Raw genomic sequence first — 21,891 nt, forward strand, 5'->3', positions numbered from 1 at the left:
GACAATGCCCGCAATCACATTCAAGCAAGGAGTCAGAAGTGGGTATGAAAATCAAGATGCTGGGCATTCCTGTAGCGGTCGCAGCCCTGTTGGCGCTGGGCGGCTGTTCGACCCAGACCGTGGTGACGCTGCAGAATGGCACCCAATACCTGACCGAGGACATGCCGAAGACCAAGACCGAAGATGGCTTCTATGAATTCGAGGACATTTCCGGCGCCAAGGTCAAGGTTCGCGCTGATGAAGTAGCGACCGTTCGCAAGGAAGACTGACTTGGCCTGAATGATCGTTCCCATGCGCAGCAAAGGAATGCCTCCACGGACGCTCCGCGTTCGGCTCTCGAGGGGGACGCAGAGCGTCCCGGGCTGCATTCCCACGCGGAGCGTGGGAACGATCACATCGCAGCCTTCGGCAGCTCCTGGTAAAGATTTGTGAACGACGCAGATCCAGTGTGGGAGCGAGCCTGCTCGCGAAGGGGCCGGCGAAGGCCCCGCACCAACATCAGGCGATAACAACCCCATCGGCACTCAAACTCCCCAGCGCCACGCCCACCAACGTCACCGAATCCCCGCCAAAAGTCAGCACAGTGTCCTGCCCGACCGCTGAGGCATGCGCGCGCAAATCATCCCCCGGCAATACACCCTGCACGCCGAGAAACACCAGTTTGTCATTGGCCGTATAGCCAAGCACCCGATCCTGGCCGAACGCGCCGTGGAACAGAAACGTATCCGCCCCGCCGCCCGATTCCAGCATATCAATGCCAGCGCCACCGACAAACACGTCATTACCCGCGCCGCCGAGCAAATGATCATTGCCCTCCAGCCCGAACAGCCAGTCGCCGCCAGCGTGCGCCTTTAGCGTGTCAGCGCCGGCCGAGCCTTTTACGCTCGATTCATAAGCGGTGAGGTTGCTGCCGACTTTCAACCCCGTGGCGGTGACACTGTGCTCCACGTCGTCCTTGAACACGCCCCAGAGAAAACCCGGTTCTTTGCTGACAATGCTGCCGATGTCCCGGGTGATGCTGATTCCACCGTTGGCATCGCGGATGTACAGGTTGCCGGCGCCGTCATTGGCGAAATCAAAGTTCTTCACCGTCTGCTGCAAGTCGAGCGTGTTGCTGCCCTGCCCGCCGAGAATGATGTTGTAGCCGCCGCTGTCGCGGAAGCTGTCGTTGCCGGCGCGGCCTTCCAGATAATCGTTGCCGCTGCCGCCCTGAATCAGGTCGTTGCCGTCACTGCCGATGATGAATGTGCTGCCCTTGTGGGTTTCGGCGTTGCGGTTCAGATCCTGCACCCAGGTATTGGCCCGGGCCGGGTCGGACAGGTTGGCGACAATGATCGTCGAGTCACGACTGGTCAGATCATAGAACTGCGATTCCAGCATGCGGGTCATGCCATCGCCGTAACCCGTGGGCAGGTGCGAGATCCACGTCGGAATGTTCAAAATCGAATACGGCAGCACGTTCCACGCGCTCGAGGCGTAGTGGTCATTGAAGCTGACGATGTTGTCGGTGGTCGAGACGTGCGGCGTGTCGTGCACACCCACCGAAGCGCTGCTGAAAGTCGAACCGTCGAGGGCGCGAAACACCGGGTCGTTTTCATAGCCGATATTGAGCACCTTGTCGGTACTGCTCTGGGTCGGCGAAGCGTAGGCGATGTAGTTGGAATCGGCGAAGAACCCGCCCCATTTGCCGCCGCTCAAGTCAGCCATGCTGTTAACTGCCAGACCGCCGAGGCTGTGGCCGCTGACCAGCACTTCCTTGCCGCTAAGGCCATTGGCCTGGGCGAATGCGACAACATCGTTGAGCAGATTGCCGAAGGCTTCACCGACGTAGTTTTTCGCGTAATCGGCCGGGCCGAACGCTGCGAGCAGATCGCTGATCACGTCGCCAATCGAATCGCCGATGAGGATCTCGCGTGGGCCGCTGGTGCCGCGAAAGGCGATGCCCAATTCGGTCAGGTGACCCTGGGCGTCGTACTTGCCGAGGATTTCCACTTGCGCACTGGTATAGCCGGGCTTTTCGCCGAAGAATGTCCCACGTGCATCGGTCTTGCCGTCGTAGCCCAATTGCGCGGCAGTGATTGGCGTCCAGCCGGCTTTCTGCACGGCCTCAAGGGCGAGCTTTTCCGAGTCGGGATTCCATGGAATGCCGGGGATCACCCCTTGCGAATCGGTGCCGCCAATCAGTGCGGTGACCAGCGTCGCCGGCAAGCCGAGGCCAAAGCCATTGTGCTGGTAACCGGCGGCGAAACCGTTATCGAGGTTGTGATAGGAATACAGCGTGATCGCCATGGCATCGCTGAACAGCGCCTTGGAATCGGCCGTACCGAAGTTCTTGTAGTCGTATACACCCATTGCCATTGCCTCTCTTGTTGTTGGAATTGTCAGAGATAGCTCACAGCCAGAGCGCAAGGCTCCGGAGCATTTCATGTGTCGTTTAATGGTCCCTCAAATGTCATGCGTACACCGGACCTGTGGGAGCGAGCCTGCTCGCGAAAGCGGCAGCACATTCAACATCACAATCGCCTGAACCACCGCTTTCGCGAGCAGGCTCGCTCCCACACTGAGATCGCCTGCACCTTCGGAATCAGGCGAAGACGAAACTTGAGTCCGTCAGATTAGCCACGCCCACGCCAATCAGCGTCACGGCAAAATCGCCAATCTTCAGCACAGTATCGGCGCCGGACTGCGCGGCATGCTGCTTGTAGTCATAGCCCTGCCCCGCGCCCTCGACGCCCATGAACAGCAATTTGTCGCTGCCCTGATAACCATTGATCGCATCAAAACCGAACGCGCCGCTGAACAGGAACGTGTTGTTGCCACCCACCGCCGTCATCACGTCGTTGCCGGCGCCGCCAACAAATGTCACCTGCGCCTTGTCGCTGATCAGTTGGTCATCGCCACCGAGGCCGAACAGCCAGTCGCCGTCCGCGGTGGCATGCAGCGCATTGCCGTAGCCATCACCGCTGAGCGAATGGTTGTACCGCGTCAGTTCGCTGCCGTTGCTCAAGCCCTTGGCGGTGACGCCCCAAGTGAGCTCCTTGCTGCCCCACCACGAACCGGCCTCCTTGCTGACCAGCGCGCCGATGTCGCGGGTCAGGCTGATGCCGCCATAGGCATCGCGCACGTACAGCGTGCCGTCACCATCGTTGGCGAAGCTGAAGTTCTGCAACGGTTTCTGCAGCTCGAAAGTGTTGTGGCCCTGCCCGCCCAAAATCACGTTGTACCCGCCGTCATCGCGGAAACGGTCATCGCCGCCCAGCCCCTCAAGGAAATCGTTGCCCGCCCCGCCCTTGAGCCAGTCGCCGCTCTGCGTGCCAATGATGAAAGTGCTGCCGGTGTGCGGCTCGCCGCTGCGGCCCAGATCCTCGACCCAGGTCTTGCCCCGCGACGCTTCTTCGAGATTGGCGACGATGATCGTCGAGTCTCGCTCGGTCAGGTTGTAGAACGCCGAATCGATCACTCGATTCAAGCCATCGGCATAGCCCAACGAACTGTGGGCCGACCAGTTCAGCGGGTTGACGATGCTGAACGGCACCAGATTCTGCGCCGTGGAGGCGTAGTTGTCGGTGAAGTTGACGAGGTTATCGGTGGTCGATTCGTGCGGCTTGTCGTGCTTGCCCATGGACGCCGTGCTGAACGTGGTGCCATCGAGCACGCGGAACACCGGATCGTTTTCGAAACCGATATTGAGCACTTGGTTGCCGGTGCTCTGGGTCGGCGAGGCGAACGCAATGTAATTGGCGTCTTTGTAGAAGCCGTCCCAGTGGTCCGCACTCAACTCGGCGACGCTGTTGACCCCAAGCCCACCGAGGCTGTGGCCGCTGATCAGCACATCCCTCGCGGCAATGCCGTTGGCGATCGCGAAAGCGGCAACAGCCTTGAGCAGATTGTCGAAAGCGTTTTTTGCGTAGTGGCTCGCGTAATCCGAGGGCCCGACTGCCGCCAGCAGATTGTTTTTCAAATCACCAAAGGTGTCGCTGTAACCCAGCCCGCCAGTACCACGAAAGGCAATGCCGAGGCCGATCAGTTTGCCCGCCGCGTCGTATTTGCCGAGCACTTCGGCTTCGGCGCTGGTGAAGCCGTCCTGCTCACCGAAAAATGTACCCTGCGCGCCGACTTTGCCCTGATAGCCCAGCGCCGTCGCGGTGACCGGCGCCCACGCCGTGGCCGGCAGCGGTTCTCCGGTCGGCGTGTAGGCATACAGCGTCAGCGCGATGGCATCGCTGTACAGCGCTTTGCCGTCGGCATTTTTGTAATCGAACAGTCCCATGTGCAGCGCTCCCTTTTCTTGAAAAACCGGCAGCCCGCCAAGCGCTGCCGGTTACGCCTCAGAACTGCCAGTCGAGGGTCAGACCGACGCCGTGATCCTTCTCGTTGGAGCCGATCAGGCCGTTGTAATCGAGGTTGACCCGCACGTCGCGATTAAGCGCCAGCCCGGCGCGCACGCCGACCACGGCAGCGTCACGATCCATCGACACGCTCTGCACGGTGAACGCGCTGTTGCCGTTGGCGAAGGCCAAGTGGCTGTCGGCATCGACGCTGCTCAGGTTGTGCTGCCAGCCGAGGCTCGCGCCGAGCTCCAGTTGATGCTGGTCCGACAGGACAAAGCTGCGCTTGGCACGCACGCCGAGGGTCGACAGCACCACGTCGCGGTTGTCTTCGCCACCTTTGAGCGCGGCGGCATCACCATTCTCGGTGAAGCTGTCGGTGTTGAGGTGCACGTAGGACAGATTGGCGAATGGCTCAAGGTTCATCGGTTGCAGGCCCAGGTCGTACGCGGCCTCGGTGAACAGTTGCGCCGTGGTCGCGTCACGCTTGGTTTTCTGTTTGCCGCTGACGTCGCCGAACTGCAGATCACGCTTCACGTCGATACGATGCCAGCTGTAGGCGCCGCCGACGGTCAGGCGCAACGCGTCGATTTCATGACCCAGATACGCACCCAAATGGTAGCTGTCGACCGACGCTGAAGAATGCGTGCCGCTGCCCATGCTCAACGAACTGTCGCTGTAACCGGTAACGAAACCGAGACGGGTATCTTCAGCAACAAGACCGTCGACACCGGCCAGCAGCCCACCGATGGAGCTGTTGGAATCGGCGTTTTCATGCCCGCCGTCGCTTTCGCCCCACGAGCCGAGGACCTTGACCCAGACGTTGCTGCGCTCGTCCGTCGGCGCATCGGCATTGAACAGATCACGCTCGCGCAGACGTTCGCCCACCGCTTCGCGCAGGTAGCGGCTGTCGTTGATCAGCAGCGTGCCAATGGCCGGGTGAATTTCACCCGACAACTGTTGAAAAGCCTGCTGCGCCGACGCCGCGTTTGGCGACAGCAGCAAGGTTTCGAACAGCGCATTGCCCGCGCCCAGACGCTCGGCAGCGGCACCGACGGCGCGCTGGTTGGGCGTCAGGCCGACGCTGGCAAACGATGCCTCATTACGCCCGACCGCCAGCTGAATACCGCCCGCCGAGTAATCGAGGGTGCCGCCGAGGAAGGCGTAATTCGGCAAGACCTGACCGAAGCGCCCCTCAATGCCACCCGCTGCTTGCAGAATGTTGTAACGGGTGCCGAGCAGGCTTTGCACTTCGCCGGTGCTGAGCAAGGTCGGGCTGTTTTCCAGTGACAAGCTCACCGTGGCGCCTTCGACGACCGCTTTGCCAGTGGCAACGATTTGATCGCTGCTGGTTGGCGACAGCTCTACGGCGTAGGTCGAACCGGGCGCGAACGTCACGTCACCGGCGACGTTCAGGGTGCCGATGGAATTGCCCGGCGCCACCGTACCGCCGCTGTTCACCGCCAGCGCGCCGATGCGGCCATTGCCGCCGAGGATGCCGCCATTGTTGACGGTGACCGCCGATTGCAGCGAACCGTTGATTGCCAGTCGGCCCTGATTGACCAGGGTCGGGCCGCTGTAAGTGCTGTTGCCGGTCAGCACCAGGGTGCCGATACCTTGCTTGGTCAGGCCGCCGTGACCGCCGATGTCGTTGCGCCAAGTGTCGAGGCCGCACGTGATGTCGGTGCATACCCGCTCGGTGGGTTTGCCCTGATCGATGATCGCGCCGATGCCCGGCAGATCGGCGACGAACTGGCCGGAGCCGTAAGCGCCCTGCACGCGGAATTCCTCGGGAATGTCCTGCTCGGTCACGAACATCGCCGGGCCGTCGATGGCTTTGCGCAGGTTGATCATGCCCCAGCCGTACAAGGCGTCGATGCCCGGCGCGCCGAGGTCGGTGGCAGTGGTGCGCAAGACCGTCGCGACCTGGTCACCGGTCATGTACGGGAAGCGCTCCATCAGCACCGCGATGGAACCGGCCACATGTGGCGCGGCCATCGAGGTGCCGTTGTAATTTTTGTAGCCGGTGGTCAAGTTGTCGGCGTTGGTGCCTTCGATGATCGAGCTGAAGATCTTCGTGCCCGGTGCCGAGACGCAGAAACTCGCGGTGTAGCCGCAGCGCGAAGAGAACGTACTCATGATGTACGGGTTGGCGCTGGCCAGGTCCGGGTTCTGCTGCAACGCGGCGACGGTGATCCAGTTCGGCGCGATCTCCGGGACAAAGTAGCCGAGCCCGGCAATGGCGTCCGGATTGTTCAGGTTGTAGTCGTTGCCGGCGGCGAAGATCGTCACGATGCCACTGCGCGCGGCGGCAATCGCGCCGTCGTAGGCACCGCCGGGCCTGGTGCCAAGCAGTGTGCGGATCTCGTTGAACTGCAACTGCGCGTCGTTGACGGTGAAGTGCGGATACGCCGGATTACGACCACCAAGGTCGAAGCGATCGGTAATGCCGATGCCCCAGCTGTTGTTGATGATCCGCGCACCACTGGCGATCAGTGCATCCCAACCAGCCTTGTACACCGCGCCGTCGTTACCGCGCACGATGCCGTCTTCCGGTCCCGGGTCACCGTTATCGGCGCTGATGATCTGTGCACCGAAGGCCACGCCGTGCATCGGCCCACCATCTCGACTGCCTGCGGCGATGCCCCCGACGTGGGTGCCGTGGGCGCCGAGTTTGCCGTCGGAGCCCACCGAGGGCGAACCGTCATAGCGGAACGCATCGCCAGCTTTGACCGGGATGTACGGGTCGGTGTATTCGCGAATGCCGCTGGTGACCAGGGTGATGACCTTGTTGCTGCCGGAAAACTCTGGATGCGCGGCGTACACCGGCTGATCAAAAATTCCGAGTTTCACGCCCTTGCCCGTGTAACCGGCGGCGTAAGCGTAATCCGCGCCGATCGCGCTCAGGCCCCAGTCAGCCTTGAATTCACTGCTGCGCCAACTTGAGGGATCGCCGTTGCGGCCGTTTTCCACGTACGGCGCTGCCTGCGCCATCGCGCTGGCACAGAGCATGGCGACTGTCAGGGTTTTCAGGGCAAAGCGGCCAGCCGATTGCGCGGGGGTATTGTTGTTATCCATCCACGACCTTCCTTAGTGATGTTGCGAAAAATCCTGTTGCCTTGATCGTTCCCACGCTCTGCGTGGGAATGCAGCCCGGGACGCTCTGCGTCCCATTGGAACGCGGAGCGTCCTGAGAGGCGTCCCCACGCAGAGCGTGGGAACGCTCAGTGTGGGGCAGCGGGAGCGTGGCGGCAGACAGGCGATTTGCGCCCGGTCAGAACTGCCAGTTCAGGCTCAGCCCAACGCCATGCAGCTTCTCGCGGCTGGCCAGTTGGCCGTTGTAGTCAAGGTTGACCCGCACGTCCTTGCTCAGCGCCAGACTGGCCTGCACACCGACCAGCGCCGCATCGCGCACGAGCGCCGAGCTCTCCACCGCGTAAGGCGTGCCGCCATTGGCAAAGCGCAAATGCTGCTCCGATTCGATATCGCTGAGGCTGTGCTGCCAGCCGAGACGAGCGCTGAGGTCCAGCGCTTGCTGACTGGAAAGATTGAAGGTTTTGCTCGCCCGCATGCCCAGAGTGCTCAACACCACGTCGCGCTGATCCCCAGCGCTTTTCAACGCAGCAGCATCGCCCTTCTCGGTGAAACCTTCGGTGTCCAGATGCAGGTAGGTCAGGTTGGCGAACGGTTCCAGCGCCAGCGCTTGTAACTGCAACCGATACGCCGCCTCGCCGAAGACCTGTGTGGTGGTCGCATCAAGCTTGGCTTTCTGCTTGGCGCTGACTTCGTCGTATTGCAGATCGCGCTTCACATCGCCGCGATGCCAGCTGTACGCCGCGCCGGTGCTCAAGCGCCACGCGCCGAGGTCGTGGCCGGCATACGCGCCGAGGTGATAGCTGTCGACTTTCGCCGAAGAATGTGTGCCCGAGCCCATGCTCAGCGAACTGTCGCTGTAACCGGTGACCACACCGATTCGGGTCTGCTCGTCGAGCGCGCCGTCGACACCGGCCAGCAGGCCGCCGATCGAGGTGTTGTAGCCAGCGGTGTCGTGGCCCGAATCGGTGCTGCCCCAGGCCCCGAGCGCTTTGATCCAGCCGTTGCTGCGCGTCGTGGATTCATCGTGCAGCCGCTCGCCGACCGCATCACGCAACTGGCGGCTGTCGTTGATCAGCATCGTACCGAGCGCCGGATAAATCTCGCCGCTCAGCTGTTGAAAGGCTTGCTGCGCCGAGGCTTGAGTGGGTGCACGCAACACACTTTCGTAGACGGAACTACCGGCGCCCAAAGCTTCGACGGCCGCTGCCACCGAACGCTGGTTGGGCGTTTGCCCGACGCTGGCGAAGCTGGTCGCGTTACGTTCGATGTTCAACTGAATGCCGCTTGCGGCGTAATCGAGGGCGCCGCCGATGAACAGGTAGTTCGGCACTACCGCAGCGAACTGCCCCTGCACGCCGCCGGCCGCTTGCAGGATGTTGTACTGGCGGCCGAGCAGGCTTTGCGCTTCGGCGCTGCTGAGCAAGGTCGGGCTGTTTTCCAGCGAAAGGCTGACACTGGCGCCGCTGACGATTGCCGTGCCGCCGGCGACGATACGGTCGCTGCTGGTGGGCGATAGCTCAACGGCGTAAGTCGAGCCCGGGGCGAGTGTCACATCACCAGCGACGTTCAAGGTGCCGATGGAGTTGCCCGGTGCGACCCGGCCGCCGCTGTTGGCGGTCAACGCGGCGATGCGTCCGGAGCCGCCGAGGGTGCCGCTGTCGTTGACGGTGACTGCTGAGGTCAGCGAACCATTAACGGTGAGCAGCCCGCCGTTTACGGTGGTCGGGCCACGGTAGGTGTTTGCGCCGCTGAGCAGCAACTGGCCGGCGCCGGACTTGATCAGGCTACCCTGATACACCCGGCTCGCCGCTGCTGCATCACGGAGCATGCCGACGGCGTAATCGCTCTGGTCCTGCTGACTGGCGCCCGTGGGGAGCCCGTTCTGCCAGCCTTTGTCCTGCAGGGTTTTCTGCCAGGCGCTGTGCTCGGCGAGGTCTTCGCCCTGACGCTGAATCAGCGCCTTGTCGGAGATGTCATTGCTCCAGACATCGCGCTGCCCTGTCCCCAGATTGGCATCGAACGCGCCGAGCAATTGGCCCGGCCCGCGCATCGCCCGGTTGAGGTTGGCGACGCCCCAGCCGACCCGCGTGGTCGGTGCATCGGTGACCGAGCCGTCGAGCTGAGTGGCGGTGGTCAGCAGCACTTCGAGCGCCTGCTGGTTGCTCATGTACGGATAGCGTTCCATCACCAGTGCCAACGCACCGGTCGCGTGCGGTGCCGCCATCGATGTACCGGACTTGATCGCGTAACCGCCACCGGGAATGGTGCTGTCGATCTTCGCTCCCGGGGTGGTGATGCACCAGTATTTGGCGATGCCGCACTGGTTGTATTTCTGCTGATTGCTCTGATCGAGCCCGGACACCGCCAGCCAGTGGCCTTCCAGATCCGGCTGAAAATACGGCAGCGCTGAACGTACGCTGGCGTTCGGGTAACCGCTGTTGCCGGCGCTGAAGACATTGATCACGCCGCGCCGGGAGACATCGGCTGCGGCGTCGAGCCAGGTGCTCTTGTTCCAGTGTTGCGCGTAGGCGGCGTGCAGATCCGCCAGGGTGCGATAGCTGACATCCGGCGGCTGACTGCCCCAACTGTTATTGATCGCCCGTACCCCGGCATCGGCGAGACTGTCGTAGACCGCTTTGAAATAACGCGGATCAGGGCCGGGGCCGAAGAGGAAGCTGTCGTTCTTGTTGGTGTTGCCGACGTAGATTTGCGCGTTGTAAGCAACCCCGTGCATACCGCTGCCATCACGGGCGGCGCCCATGGTGCCGACCACGTGGGTGCCGTGGGAATCGTTGTTCGGGTTGAGGGTGCCGTCGACGTTGAACGCTGAGCCGTCGACGTAGCTGCCGCTGGCGGGTACCGGGTGATAACGATCGGCGGAGAGTTCCGGGTGGGCGGCATCGAAACCGGAATCGAGCGCGCCGATTTTCACGCCGTTGCCGGTGATGCCGGCAGCGTAGGCTTGATCGGCCTGCATGCGTTCAAGGCCCCAGTCACGCAGGAACTCGGCGCTGCGCCAACTGGCCGGATCGCCGGGCTGGCCGGGCTCCAGGTATTGCGCCTGAACCTGGTTTGCAGAAATCACAAGCAACAGGGAGCCGACCGAGATCGGCTTGATGCGTACGTCCATGTTCATCACTCTCGTTTTTTGTTGTTTTGTACAAGGCTGACTGCGGTGTCGCCTGTTCCCCCTCACCCCAGCCCTCTCCCCAGGGAGAGGGAGCCGATTTGTGTTGATCTCTAAACCTGAGTCCGACTCGGTCGCTCAGGTCGATGCAGCTATCGCAGGCGACTCGGCCGGTCCCCTCACCCCAGCCCTCTCCTCGAGGAGAGGGAGCCGATTTGTGTTGATCTCTAAACCTGAGTCCGCCTCGGTCGCTCAGGTCGATCCAGCTATCGCAGGCGACTCGGCCGGTCCCCTCACCCCAGCCTTCTCCTCGAGGAGAGGGAGCCGATTTGTGTTGATCTCTAAACCTGAGTCCGCCTCGGTCGCTCAGGTCGATGCAGCTATCGCAGGCGACTCGGTCGGTCCCCTCTCCCTCTGGGAGAGGGTTAGGGTGAGGGCTGTTGCGCAACCACAAAAGCCTCGTCCACCCGCGCCAGATCCTGCTCGTTCAAAGTCCCGGCGTAGTAATGCAATTTGGTCCAGGCCATCAGGTAGTCATAACGCGCCTGGGCCAGATCCCGGCGGGTGGTGAACAGTTGCTGCTCGGCGTTCAACGCATCGAGATTGGTCCGTTCGCCACCCAGAATGCTTTGTCTGGTCGACACCACCAGCGCTTCCGCCGACTTCAGCGCCTTCTGATACGCACGCAATTTGTTCACGCCCGAGAGGCAGGCGCTGAACTGTCGGCGCAGTTCGATCAAGGTCTCGCGGGTCTTGCCATCCAGTTCGTATTCGGCCTGTTCCATGGTGCGGCTGGCTTGACGGGTTGAAGCCGATACCCCGCCACCAGCGTACAGCGGCACGCTGACTTCCAGGCCGATGGTGTTGGTTTCGTAGCGCTGGTTATAGGTATTGCCGCTCTCCGATTCGTTGTCGCGCATCGAGGCGTAGGCGCTGACTTTCGGCAGATGCCCGGCGCGGTTGCGCTCGACTTCATAGCGCGCCACCTCGACAGCCTGGCGTTGCGAAGCCAGATTCGGGTTGTTGCTGATCGCCAGTTCATGCCAAGTGTCGAAGTTGGCCGGTTGCAGCGTGAAGGTCTGAAACTGCTGACCGAGCGGAGCCAGGTCGCCGATGTCCACCGCTGGCACGCCCACCAGCGCCCCCAGTTCGCGCAAGGCAGCATCCTGCTCGTTGCGCGCTTCGATCTCCTCGGCAGTCGCCAATTCATAACGCGACTCGGCTTCGAGAATATCGGTGCGCGTGCCCTCGCCTTGCTTGAACATGTGCTCGTTCTGCTGGAACTGTTGCTCGTAGGCCTTCTTCTTCGCCTGGGCGATGTCGATCTGATCCTGGGCAAACAAGGCTTTGGTGTAGTTATCCAGCACTCGCACCAGCAGCTCCTGACTCTTGCCGCGAAAGGCTTCGTCGGCGAACAGCGACTGCGCAACACCCTTGCGATACGCCGCGTAAGCCTCGTAATCGAGCAGCGGTTGCTGCACCGTCAGTGCCGAACCGTAACTGCTGTAATTACGCTCGTCGGTGCGGTTGCGCGCACGATCATCAAGGGACGTAGCCTTGGAAGAGTTGCGCCCCTTGTTATAGGTGTAGCCGATCCGCGGCAGCAGCCCGGCGCGACCGATGGCACGGTTTTCCAGGCCGGCGTCGCGTTCCTTGATCGCACCGAGGAATACCGGATCATTGCGCAACGCCTGTTCGTAAATCTCGAACGGCCCCATGGCCGCAACTGCCGAGTGACTGGCCAGCAGCATCATTGCGGCGCCCAGCATGGAAAGCTTATTCATACAGCCGAACATCCTTATTCCTCGGTCAACGCGGAACCGGCGCGATCGAGCAGCGGTTTGAACAGGTAGTTGAGGAGTGAACGCTCACCGGTGCGCACGAACATTTCCGCTGGCATGCCGGGTTTGATCACCAGGCCGTTGAGTTTTTCCATCGCCTGATCGCTAACGCTGCTGCGCAACACGTAATACGGCACGCCGGTTTTCTCATCGACCATCTGGTCGGCGGAGATCAGGCTGACCTCGCCGGGCACACGCGGAGTTTTGCTCTGATTGAAGGCGGTAAACAGAATGTCCACCGGCAGATGCGTGCCGACCTTGTCGATCAGGTTGATCGGCAAATGCCCTTCCACTTCCAGTGTGGTGCCTTGCGGAACGATCTCCAGCAGGGTTTCGCCCTGACGCACCACGGCGCCTTCAGTGTGCACGCCGAGATTGACCGCTACGCCATCGGCAGTCGCCAGGATTTCGCTGTGTTGCAGGTCAAAACCGGCGGAGGTCAATTGCTCGGACAGGGTCACGCTTTTCAACTGCGCGTCGGCCAGTTGCGTGCGGACTTCCTTCTGGTATTCCTCACCGTGCTGTTGCAATTTCAGGCGCGACTCAAGAATGCCCTGCTCGACGCGCCCGCTTTCGCCGGTGTTTTCCGCCAGCTGTTGCTGCACTTGCGACAGTTGCCGCTGGTAGTCCATCAAGCGGTTGCGCGGAATGTAGCCGTTGTCGGCCAGCGGTTGCAGGTTGCTCAGTTGTTGCTGCAAAGAGCTGGCCTGGGCATTGAGGTCGCTGCGCGCGCGGCGCATCCCGGCCAGTTGCGCAGTGGCGCCTTCGATATTGGCGCGCAGTGCCGCCTGCTCACGTGAGAACGCTTCGCGGCGGCTGCTGAACAGTTGCCGCTGGCCTTCCAGCACCAACGCCAGACGCGGGTCCGGGTCATTGCTCAGCTCAGGCGGAAAGGTCACTTGTTTGAGGTTGTCGCGCTCGGCCTGCCAGCGCGCAAGGCTGGCCCAGGCCATGCGGTACTGCGCCTGCAGCGATTGCACGTCGGCCGCCACCTGCGTCTGGTCGAGGCGGAACAGCGGCTGGCCCTGCTTCACGATTTCGCCTTCGCGCACCAGAATCCGGCTGACCACGCCGCTGCTCATCGACTGCACAGCCTTGCGTTTGCCCGAGACCACCACCGTGCCCTGCACCGGAATGCCCTGATCGAGCGGCGCCAGTGCCGCCCAGGTAAAGAAACTGCCAGCGCCGACGATGGCCAGGATCCAGCCCATGCGCGCGAAGAATTTCGCATCGCGTTCCGGGCGCTCGGTGATGTAGGCGTGTTCCATGTTCGCTTCGTTTTCAGTGTTCATGCTGGCGCTGCTCATACACCCGAATTCCTTGTCGTGGGCTGATACTGCCGGCTCATGCTGAGCCCGCCCGGTGCTTGTGCAGCTTTTTCTCGTTGCTGTTCCTGCTGGCCGGACAGTGCCTTGAGCACATCCTGACTTGGGCCGAACGCCTGCAAACGACCGTCGTTGAGCACTAACAGCTTGTCAGCCTGAGCCAGTACCGAAGAGCGGTGCGTAACCAGAATCACAGTGGTGCCCTGGGCCTTGAGTTGCGCAATAGCGCTGGCCAGTGCGGCTTCGCCAACGGTGTCGAGGTTGGAATTGGGCTCGTCGAGCACCACCAGACTTGGCGTGCCGTACAGCGCACGGGCCAGTGCCACGCGTTGCTTCTGGCCACCGGACAAGCCGCTGCCGTCCTCGCCCAGTTGCGTGTCGTAGCCCTGCGGCAGGCGCAGGATCATCTCGTGCACGCCGGCTTGTTGCGCAGCGGTGACGACTTTTTGCGGATCGGCTTCGCTGAATCGCGCAATGTTTTCGGCGATGGAGCCGCTGAACAGCTCGATGTCTTGCGGCAGATAACCGATGTAAGGGCCGAGCTGATCGCGGTTCCAACGATGAATATCCGCGCCATCCAGACGCACCGTACCGCCCAGCACCGGCCACACGCCGACCAGCACCCGGGCCAGCGTCGATTTGCCGGAACCGGACGCGCCGAGCACACCGAGTACTTCCCCGGCACCGAGGTTGAAATTGACCATGTGCAATGTCGCGGTGCGCTGCCCGGGTGGGCCGGCGCTGACTTGCTCGAAGGTGATCTGGCCTTTCGGCGCTGGGAGTGCCATGGACTCGTCGCTTGGCGGAAAGGCCTGCAACAGCGCATCCAGACGCCGGTAAGCCAGCTTCGCCCCGCTCCACTGCTTCCATACGGCGATCAACTGATCGATCGGGCTCAATACCCGGCCCATCAGGATCGAACCGGCGATCATCATGCCGGCAGTCATGTCGCCTTTGATCACCAGCAACGCGCCCAGGCCGAGCACCAAGGATTGCAGGCATAGACGCAGAGTCTTGCTCAACGAACTGATCACAGCGCCGGTGTCGCTGGCCTGATTCTGCAAGCCGAGAAACCGCGAGTGCACGCCAAACCAGCGTTTGCGCAGCGAACCGAGCATGCCCATGGCCTGAATGGTTTCGGCGTTATGCAAGTGGCTGGTGGCCAACTGGCTGGACTGCTGGGAGAAACCAGCGGCCTCGCCCAGCGGCTTCTTGGTCATGTATTCGTTGAGGCAGGCCAGTGCGATCAACAGCAACGCACCCGCCGTGGCCAATACACCGAGCCAGACGTTGAACAGGTAGATCACAAACAGATAGACCGGGAACCACGGCGCATCGAAGAAAGCGAACAGCGCCGGGCCGGTGACAAATTGGCGTATGTGGGTCAGGTCGCCCAGTGACTGCCCGGCATTGCCTTCGCCCTTGAACAGGTTGCGCTCGAACGCCGCCTGATAGACGCGCAGGTTGAAGCGGCGCTCCAACTGGCTGCCGATGCGGATAACAATAAAGCTGCGGATCACTTCCAGCAGGCCGATAAAGACGAAGAAACCAACGACCATCAGCGACAGCATCGCCAGCGTGGTCTCGTTCTGCGATGACAACACTCGGTCATAGACTTGCAGCATATAGATGGACGGCACCAGCATCAGCACGTTGATCAGCGCGGTGAAACAACCGACGCTGATCAAGATGCTCTTGTAGTCACCCAGTGCCTTGATTAACGGAGCGGTGGCTGGGGCCTTCGCCATCTTCATTGATTCTTCCTGAACAGTATTCATCGCCCCTGCGAGGCGACACTTCAATTAATTAAGCGAGCCATCCACTAATACACTTGAGTGGCGACCACTTACACTTTCATAACAACTAACGCCGATTAATGCGGTGCAGTTGCTTTTATTGACCTTGCTTATAACCGTGTGACGAATCGCTATACCCATATGGGTTTGTAAAAGGCCGATCAGTTATCGGACGCCGTACGTTCCAGCGTGACAATCAGTCCGGACTTCAAAGTTGCCAGATACAGCCCATCACGTTGTCGGCTGAAAAACTGGATTCTTGAGCCTTCCTTGCCGGTGATCGACAACCCATCAGGATCGGGAAACCAGCCGATCGGAGCCTGCTCGAGCCAGGCGCCAAGACAGTCTGCTCCCTGGCCAACGGTCTTGTTGGCGAGCAATTCGACGCTACAAGTATTCGAGGGCTTGTCCTGCAGCTTTTGCGCTTGTCGTTCATCACCCGTTGCCGACAGTGTTGCCTGCCACTTTCCGGCAAACACGGAGGGTTCTTCGAGTCTGAGGCTGCTTGCCATCGCTGTTGCTCCTGAAATCGTAACGAGCGCCACTGAAAGCCACGCCGATGCCTTGTAGGTAAAAGCTCTGTTGATCATGGGAAAATTCGCTCCAGCCCTTAGCGTTGCCTACAGCGCCTACCGATGCAAGTAAAGAAAGCGACGCTTGGGGCGCCGCTTTCCCTTCACATCACGCCACGATGTCGCTGGTCGCTGCCTGGCCAACGGTGCTGACGATGAAGTCCGCCACGCCATGCCCGGAGAAATCCACCGACAACAGACTGTTACCGCCCGACGAGGTCAACACCGCATCGCCAGCGGAGCCGGTGAAGCTGTTGACGAAGTGCAGGCCCGCGCCGTTGGTGATGCCGGTCAGGTCGATTTTGTCCAGACCGCTGACAAAATCGAGAATCTGATCGATCGCACCCGGCTTGGAATCCGAGCTGGCAGCGAACACGAAAGTGTCCGAACCAGAACCGCCCCACAGCTTGTCGGCACCGCCAGCGCCGTAGAGGATGTCGTTACCGGCACCGCCCTTCAGCTCGTTGGCCACGCTGTTACCGATCAGCAGATCACTGCCCGAACCGCCGATGGCGTTCTCGATGATCGCGCCCTTGGCAATCGAGACATTGCCGACCAGGCCGCCTACGTCGGAGAACGAAGCGTCATTGAGGTTGATCTTCTGGTTCTGAGTGAAGCCAGAGAAATCCAGGGTGTCCTTGCCGCCGGCGTCCCACACCGAGAACACCACTTTGTCACTCGACGACGAAGCGCTGAGGAAATCGCGGCCGGCGTTGGAATTGAAGCCGTAGGTGGTGTCACCGGTGCGGGTGCTGGTATTGGCGCCGTAGAGCTTCTGGATCGCAGCGATGTCATCCATCAGCGGGCCGGACGAATAGGCTTCGACGCCGCCCTTGCTGAAGTTCTGGTTGGTGTTGCTCTCGCTCCAGTAACTCATGACGCTGTAGCCACGGGTGTCCTGGCCGTAGGTCGCGTCGTTGTAGGTCGGGTTGCCATTGCCGGCGTTGTAGTCGCCCGGATGCGCAAGGCCCAGAGTGTGGCCGATTTCGTGGGTCAGGGTCTGACGACCGTAGTTGTTCAGGTCCGGGTTCTTGTTCTGCGTGTAACCGCTGTTGATCAAGTACCAGGACGTACCGTCATAACCGGCGCCGGTCCCCGGCAGGTAGGCGAACGCCGCCGCGCCGTCCTGGCCACCGCTGTAGTTACCGAAGGTCATGTGGCCGTCGCCGCCCGAGGCTCTCTCGGTGAAGGTGACATTGGCCACATCGGCCCAGGACTGCATGGCGAGCTTGGCCTGAGCCTGCTGTTGCGCGCTGAACTGACTGAACCCGCTGATCCCGTGCTTGTTCATCGTGCTGTTCGATGCCGATGTCAGGAACGTATAGGTGAGTTCGATCTTGCCGCTGCCGTCCTTGTCCTGGTAAGCAGCGCCATCACGCAGCAATTGTGTAGCCGCCTGATCGACGGTGTACGAGGGTTTGCCATTGACCGTGAGGTTGCCGCCACGATCGTACTGATGGCTGAAGCTATTGATCTGGTTATACGCCGAGCTGAAGGCAGCCAGTTGGAAAGCCTGTCCGGCGGAATCAACAGCATTGGTTTTAACTTTCGACATAAACACACTTCCTTGTTTAGCAATGGAACAGTTTTTGTCCGACAGGACGATCTTTGGCGAGATCGTCCTATCACTCGCCCAATGAAGGCGTAACGAACCTGACACAATTTGAAATCTGTCGTAAAGGGTTTTTTTGCGATCCAATCTCTCGATAACAGGAAACTGCCGTAAACAAAGCGTGCGGGGAAGACAGATTGTTTTTAGTTGGAGATATGGAGGGAATTGTCTGACGATTTTCTATTTAAATATTAAATATCGGTAAGTTTTGATTTGTTGGGCAAGTCACACTTTCAGCCAACGGTGCCAGTGCTTTGATATCAACTCTATGACGTTATTCGGACTGTAGGAGCTGACGAGTGCAACGAGGCTGCGATCTTTTGACTTTGACCTTTTGAAGATCAAGATCAAGAGATCGCAGCCTCGTTGCACTCGTCAGCTCCTACAGGGGACGGCGGCTCAGCTACCAGTGCGGATTTTGTTCCATACCCGCGTACGAATCCGGTCGATATTCAACGGCATCGCCTCCAACGCGAACAGCTTGCCCATCATTTCCGGGCTCGGGTACACCTTGGTGTCGTTCTTGATCGCCGGATCGATCAGGCCGTCCGCCTGTTCGTTGCCATTGGCGTAATGCACGTAGTTGGTAATCCCGGCCATGACGTCGGGGCGCAGGAGGTAGTTCATGAAGGCGTAGCCGGCCTTCTCGTCCGGGGCGTCGGCGGGCATGGCGACCATGTCGAACCAGATCGCCGCGCCTTCCTTGGGAATCGCATAACCGATCTCGACGCCGTTTTTCGCTTCCCTGGCGCGGTTCTCGGCTTGCAGGATGTCCCCGGAAAACCCTACCGCTACGCAAATATCACCGTTGGCCAGGTCACTGGTGTACTTCGAGGAATGGAAGTAGCTGACGTAGGGCCGGACTTTCATCAGTAGCGCTTCGGCTTTCTTGTAGTCCTCGGGGTTCTTGCTGTGGTGCGGCAGCCCGAGGTAGTTGAGCGCCGCCGGGAGCAATTCCGGGCCGTTGTCGAGGATCGCCACACCGCACTTCTGCAATTTTTCCATGTACTCGGGCTTGAAAATCAGGTCCCAGGAATCCACCGGCGCATTGTCGCCCAGCACCGCTTTGACCTTGGCGATGTTGTAGCCGATGCCGGTGCTGCCCCACAGGTATGGAAAGCCGTGCTCGTTGTTCGGGTCGTTGGTCTGCAAAGCCTTGAGCAGCGCTGGATTGAGGTTCTTCCAGTTCGGCAACTGACTCTTGTCGAGTTTCTTCAGCGCCCCACCCTGAATTTGCCGCGCCATGAAGTGGTTTGACGGAAAAACCACGTCGTAACCGGATTTGCCGGTCATCAACTTGCCGTCGAGGGTTTCGTTGCTGTCGTAGACGTCATAGGTAACGCCGATGCCCGTGTCTTTCTGGAAGTTCTTTGTGGTGTCCGGGGCGATGTAGTCGGACCAGTTGTAGACCTTGACCGTCTCGGCCGCGTGACTGACGGAAGCGGCCAGCAGCAACGGCGCCAATGCGAGGGTTTTCTGGATCATGGGGCGATTCCTGTATGGGCTTTTTTTGTTGGCAGGCAATCAAACGATCAAACAATCAGAAAATCAGCACGTAGCTCTTGCGCACGGTTTCCTGGATATCCCAGATCCCGAGCGTGTTGGCTGGCAACATCAGTGCGTCGCCGCCTTGTATATGCAGGGTTTCGCCGCCACCGTCGGGGGTGAAGGTGCAACGCCCGGAGATGAAATGGCAGAACTCCTGCGCGGTGATCTGCCGCCGCCAGCGCCCCGGGGTGCATTCCCAGACGCCGGTTTCAACGCCGTCGTCGCGCTCGACACTGGTGGTCGAGGCGATTGCAACGGGCTCGCCGAGGGGCACGGCGACCGGGCTGGATTCTTCTAGCGCCAGCGTGGCGGTGTTCTTGAATTGGGTGATGCTCATGGCGTGACCTGTTTATTGAGGGAAACGGCGTTTAGTGCATGAAACCTTCCATGAAACTGGCGACCCGGCTGGCCAGCTTGCGCCGCCAGGGTGCCGTGGCCGGGTTGGCCAAGGTCTGGTCTTCATGCACGAAACTTTTGATGATCGCGTTGTAGCCCAGCCAGCGGCACGGCTCCGGTTCCCAGGCGCGCAGCGCATGCATGCCGCCATCGGGCAGTACCCACGGTTGCCGGGTCAGTTCGCTGTCGCGCTCCAGAATCAGATCGGCCAGGGTGCGTCCGCCAAGGTTGCTGGCGCCGACGCCCTCACCGCCGTAACCGCCGGACAGCGCGATGCCATTGGCACGGTCGCAAAGCATGTGCGGCTTGAAATGCCGCGACATGCCGAGGTTGCCGCCCCAGGCATGGGTGATCTGTACGTTTTTCAGTTGCGGAAACAGTTCGCCGAGCAGATAGCGGCGCAACTCGACTTCGTCGCCGGTCAGGTTGAAGTCGTGGCGCAGCTTGCCGGCGAATTGATAACCGCCACGGGCGCCGAAAATCAGGCGGTTGTCGGCACTGCGCTGGCCGTAAGTGACCTGCCGGCTGAATTCACTGAAGGCCTGCCCGCGATTGAGGCCGATTTCATCCCAGGTCGCAGCGGACAGCGGTTCGGTGGCGACGATCAGGCTTTGCACCGGCAACTGATAGCGGCCCAGCGGCGGCAACGTCACCGAATAACCTTCCACGGCCGGGACGATCCAGCGGCCGCGCACGCTGGCCCTGGCGGTGCGCAAACTGCCGGACTGCCAGTGGGTCACCGGACTGTTTTCGTAGATTTTCACCCCCATGTTCTGCACGGTCCGCGCCAGACCTCGCACCAGTTTCGCCGGGTGAATGGTCGCAACGTGTGGCGCGAAAATGCCGCCATAGGGTTTTGCCACGCGAATCTGCTGGGCCAGTTGCTCGGGGCTGAGCCAGCGGTAATCGTCGTCTGTCAGGCCTTGAGCGTGCAGCTTGCTCAGGTAATCGCGCAGAACCGTCTCCTGTTCTGGATAGCGCGCAGCACAGTAAAGCACCCCGCCCTTGCGGTAATCGCAGTCGATGCCTTCGCGTTCGAGGACGATTTCTACCTCATCAGGGATGCTGTGCAGCAGATCGTATGAAGCCCGGCGTTGTTCTAGCGACAATCCTGCCAGCAAGCGGTCCTCGCCGAGCAGGTTGCCCATCAGCCAGCCGCCATTACGGCCGGACGCACCGAATCCGGCGGTTTGCGCCTCGATGATGGCGATATCCAGGCCAGGCGCGTGTTTCTTCAGGTAGTACGCCGTCCATAGTCCGGTGTAACCGGCGCCGATGATTGCCACGTCGACGTCCAGATCCCGCTCCAGCGCAGGCCGGGCCAGCAGCGGCTCTTCAAGCTGATCCATCCACAAACTGATCGTGCGCCACGCCGACATGCCAGACTCCGCCACTGAAAACCTTCGATGGCGTCGATCCTAGTGGTTGCCTTCAGTGGCTGTCTTGCGCGCGTGCCCGCAGAGAAATTTGCCTGGCGTAGGCCTTGGGTGACTGGCCGGTGTGTTCGCGGAAGCATTTATAGAATGCCGACAACGAGTTGAAGCCAGCGGCATAGGCCAACTCGTCGACGCGCAACGGTGGCGTGGCGCGGTCCAGTGCGCGCATCAGATGTTGCAGGCGCGCCTGATTGACGTAGCGATAGAAGCTCTGCCCCAGCACTTGGTTGAGCAGATAGGAAATCTGGTTGCGGCTGTACCCGCACTCCTTCGCCACCCGCTGCAGGTCAAGCTCAGGATCCAGGTAGGGTTGCTGCTTTTCGAAATACTGCTGCAAGTCTTCAGCCATGAAACTCAGTTGCCGCGGTGACAGACCGAGACGACTGACCGCAGGACGGCTCGGCGCTGAGCTGCCGTCGGTTTGGGTACGCACCAGCGAGGCGTACTCGTTGACGCGCCAGATCAAACCGTCCCTGACCGTGATCGCTTCGCTGGAACGGAACGACACCAAACCATCGCCGCCACGCAAGGTCACCTCGTACTGAATGAACGCGGTGTTGCCATCCACTCGAATGCGGTCGCAATGTTCGAGCAGTTCGTCGGATTCTCGCGGCATGCTCACGCGCACGTATTCGCGCAACTCGTCCAGAGCAAGCACGCGATTCTGAAAGAAATCGTTGTACTGGATATCGGCGTGATAAAGCGCCATGACGCTGTCCAGATCCCGGTGTTTCCAGCTCAGGTGATAGCGCATGACCGTGGCAGCCGTGGCCTGGGTCTGTTCTGGGCCGTCGTCATCGGCGTGCATAAGCGG

The 21,891-nt window shown here is 60.9% G+C and carries 14 protein-coding genes; 1 reads left to right on the top strand and 13 read right to left on the bottom strand.

Features of this window, described 5'->3' with window-relative positions; genetic code table 11:
• Positions 1–44: 44 nt before the first annotated feature.
• On the top strand, positions 45–269 hold the full coding sequence (locus tag J2Y90_RS19645) for a YgdI/YgdR family lipoprotein (protein WP_042610041.1): 225 nt from the start codon (positions 45–47) through the stop codon (positions 267–269).
• Positions 270–498: 229 nt separating this feature from the next.
• On the opposite strand, the gene J2Y90_RS19650 is transcribed toward J2Y90_RS19645, so the two are convergent.
• The 13 genes from J2Y90_RS19650 to J2Y90_RS19710 form a co-directional block, all read right to left on the bottom strand.
• A complete protein-coding gene (locus tag J2Y90_RS19650; protein WP_253505256.1) occupies positions 499–2,352 on the bottom strand; it encodes a polyurethane esterase in 1,854 nt (617 codons plus the stop codon).
• A 232-nt stretch (positions 2,353–2,584) separates the two neighbouring features.
• Positions 2,585–4,270: a polyurethane esterase gene (locus J2Y90_RS19655; protein ID WP_253502085.1), complete on the bottom strand. Its 1,686-nt coding sequence runs from the start codon at positions 4,268–4,270 to the stop codon at positions 2,585–2,587.
• Positions 4,271–4,328: 58 nt separating this feature from the next.
• Positions 4,329–7,406, bottom strand: coding sequence for an autotransporter serine protease (locus tag J2Y90_RS19660; RefSeq protein WP_253502088.1), 3,078 nt, complete (start codon positions 7,404–7,406; stop codon positions 4,329–4,331).
• 196 nt (positions 7,407–7,602) lie between these two features.
• Positions 7,603–10,554 carry an autotransporter serine peptidase EprS gene (eprS, locus tag J2Y90_RS19665; RefSeq protein WP_253502091.1) on the bottom strand — a complete coding sequence of 984 codons (2,952 nt, stop codon included), beginning with the start codon at positions 10,552–10,554 and terminating at the stop codon, positions 7,603–7,605.
• 422 nt (positions 10,555–10,976) lie between these two features.
• Positions 10,977–12,347 carry a TolC family outer membrane protein gene (locus tag J2Y90_RS19670; RefSeq protein WP_253502094.1) on the bottom strand — a complete coding sequence of 457 codons (1,371 nt, stop codon included), beginning with the start codon at positions 12,345–12,347 and terminating at the stop codon, positions 10,977–10,979.
• Between the two features lie 2 nt (positions 12,348–12,349).
• On the bottom strand, positions 12,350–13,699 hold the full coding sequence (locus J2Y90_RS19675) for an HlyD family type I secretion periplasmic adaptor subunit (RefSeq protein WP_253502097.1): 1,350 nt from the start codon (positions 13,697–13,699) through the stop codon (positions 12,350–12,352).
• Complete coding sequence (locus J2Y90_RS19680; RefSeq protein WP_253502100.1) at positions 13,696–15,471, bottom strand: type I secretion system permease/ATPase; 1,776 nt, start codon at positions 15,469–15,471, stop codon at positions 13,696–13,698. Before J2Y90_RS19680 ends, J2Y90_RS19675 begins: the two co-directional genes overlap by 4 nt.
• 203 nt (positions 15,472–15,674) lie before the next feature.
• A complete protein-coding gene (locus tag J2Y90_RS19685; protein ID WP_253502103.1) occupies positions 15,675–16,103 on the bottom strand; it encodes an AprI/Inh family metalloprotease inhibitor in 429 nt (142 codons plus the stop codon).
• Positions 16,104–16,194: 91 nt separating this feature from the next.
• On the bottom strand, positions 16,195–17,640 hold the full coding sequence (locus J2Y90_RS19690) for a serralysin family metalloprotease (protein WP_253502106.1): 1,446 nt from the start codon (positions 17,638–17,640) through the stop codon (positions 16,195–16,197).
• A 456-nt stretch (positions 17,641–18,096) separates the two neighbouring features.
• Positions 18,097–19,182: a polyamine ABC transporter substrate-binding protein gene (locus tag J2Y90_RS19695; protein ID WP_253502109.1), complete on the bottom strand. Its 1,086-nt coding sequence runs from the start codon at positions 19,180–19,182 to the stop codon at positions 18,097–18,099.
• Between the two features lie 55 nt (positions 19,183–19,237).
• Complete coding sequence (locus tag J2Y90_RS19700) at positions 19,238–19,582, bottom strand: cupin domain-containing protein (RefSeq protein ID WP_042610052.1); 345 nt, start codon at positions 19,580–19,582, stop codon at positions 19,238–19,240.
• 31 nt (positions 19,583–19,613) lie between these two features.
• Positions 19,614–21,020 (bottom strand): NAD(P)/FAD-dependent oxidoreductase, encoded by a 1,407-nt coding sequence (locus J2Y90_RS19705; RefSeq protein WP_253502112.1) that lies wholly within the window; start codon positions 21,018–21,020, stop codon positions 19,614–19,616.
• A 52-nt stretch (positions 21,021–21,072) separates the two neighbouring features.
• Complete coding sequence (locus tag J2Y90_RS19710; protein ID WP_253502115.1) at positions 21,073–21,885, bottom strand: AraC family transcriptional regulator; 813 nt, start codon at positions 21,883–21,885, stop codon at positions 21,073–21,075.
• Positions 21,886–21,891: the final 6 nt, after the last annotated feature.

This window comes from Pseudomonas koreensis, assembly GCF_024169245.1.
Lineage (GTDB): Bacteria > Pseudomonadota > Gammaproteobacteria > Pseudomonadales > Pseudomonadaceae > Aquipseudomonas > Aquipseudomonas koreensis_F.

Bases quoted from the DNA above. Each gene is read 5' to 3' on its own strand.
- J2Y90_RS19645 (WP_042610041.1), top strand. From the start codon at position 45: ATGAAAATCAAGATGCTGGGCATTCCTGTAGCGGTCGCAGCCCTGTTG.
- J2Y90_RS19650 (WP_253505256.1), bottom strand. From the start codon at position 2,352: ATGGGTGTATACGACTACAAGAACTTCGGTACGGCCGATTCCAAGGCG.
- J2Y90_RS19655 (WP_253502085.1), bottom strand. From the start codon at position 4,270: ATGGGACTGTTCGATTACAAAAATGCCGACGGCAAAGCGCTGTACAGC.
- J2Y90_RS19660 (WP_253502088.1), bottom strand. From the start codon at position 7,406: ATGGATAACAACAATACCCCCGCGCAATCGGCTGGCCGCTTTGCCCTG.
- eprS (WP_253502091.1), bottom strand. From the start codon at position 10,554: ATGGACGTACGCATCAAGCCGATCTCGGTCGGCTCCCTGTTGCTTGTG.
- J2Y90_RS19670 (WP_253502094.1), bottom strand. From the start codon at position 12,347: ATGTTCGGCTGTATGAATAAGCTTTCCATGCTGGGCGCCGCAATGATG.
- J2Y90_RS19675 (WP_253502097.1), bottom strand. From the start codon at position 13,699: ATGAGCAGCGCCAGCATGAACACTGAAAACGAAGCGAACATGGAACAC.
- J2Y90_RS19680 (WP_253502100.1), bottom strand. From the start codon at position 15,471: ATGAAGATGGCGAAGGCCCCAGCCACCGCTCCGTTAATCAAGGCACTG.
- J2Y90_RS19685 (WP_253502103.1), bottom strand. From the start codon at position 16,103: ATGATCAACAGAGCTTTTACCTACAAGGCATCGGCGTGGCTTTCAGTG.
- J2Y90_RS19690 (WP_253502106.1), bottom strand. From the start codon at position 17,640: ATGTCGAAAGTTAAAACCAATGCTGTTGATTCCGCCGGACAGGCTTTC.
- J2Y90_RS19695 (WP_253502109.1), bottom strand. From the start codon at position 19,182: ATGATCCAGAAAACCCTCGCATTGGCGCCGTTGCTGCTGGCCGCTTCC.
- J2Y90_RS19700 (WP_042610052.1), bottom strand. From the start codon at position 19,582: ATGAGCATCACCCAATTCAAGAACACCGCCACGCTGGCGCTAGAAGAA.
- J2Y90_RS19705 (WP_253502112.1), bottom strand. From the start codon at position 21,020: ATGTCGGCGTGGCGCACGATCAGTTTGTGGATGGATCAGCTTGAAGAG.
- J2Y90_RS19710 (WP_253502115.1), bottom strand. From the start codon at position 21,885: ATGCACGCCGATGACGACGGCCCAGAACAGACCCAGGCCACGGCTGCC.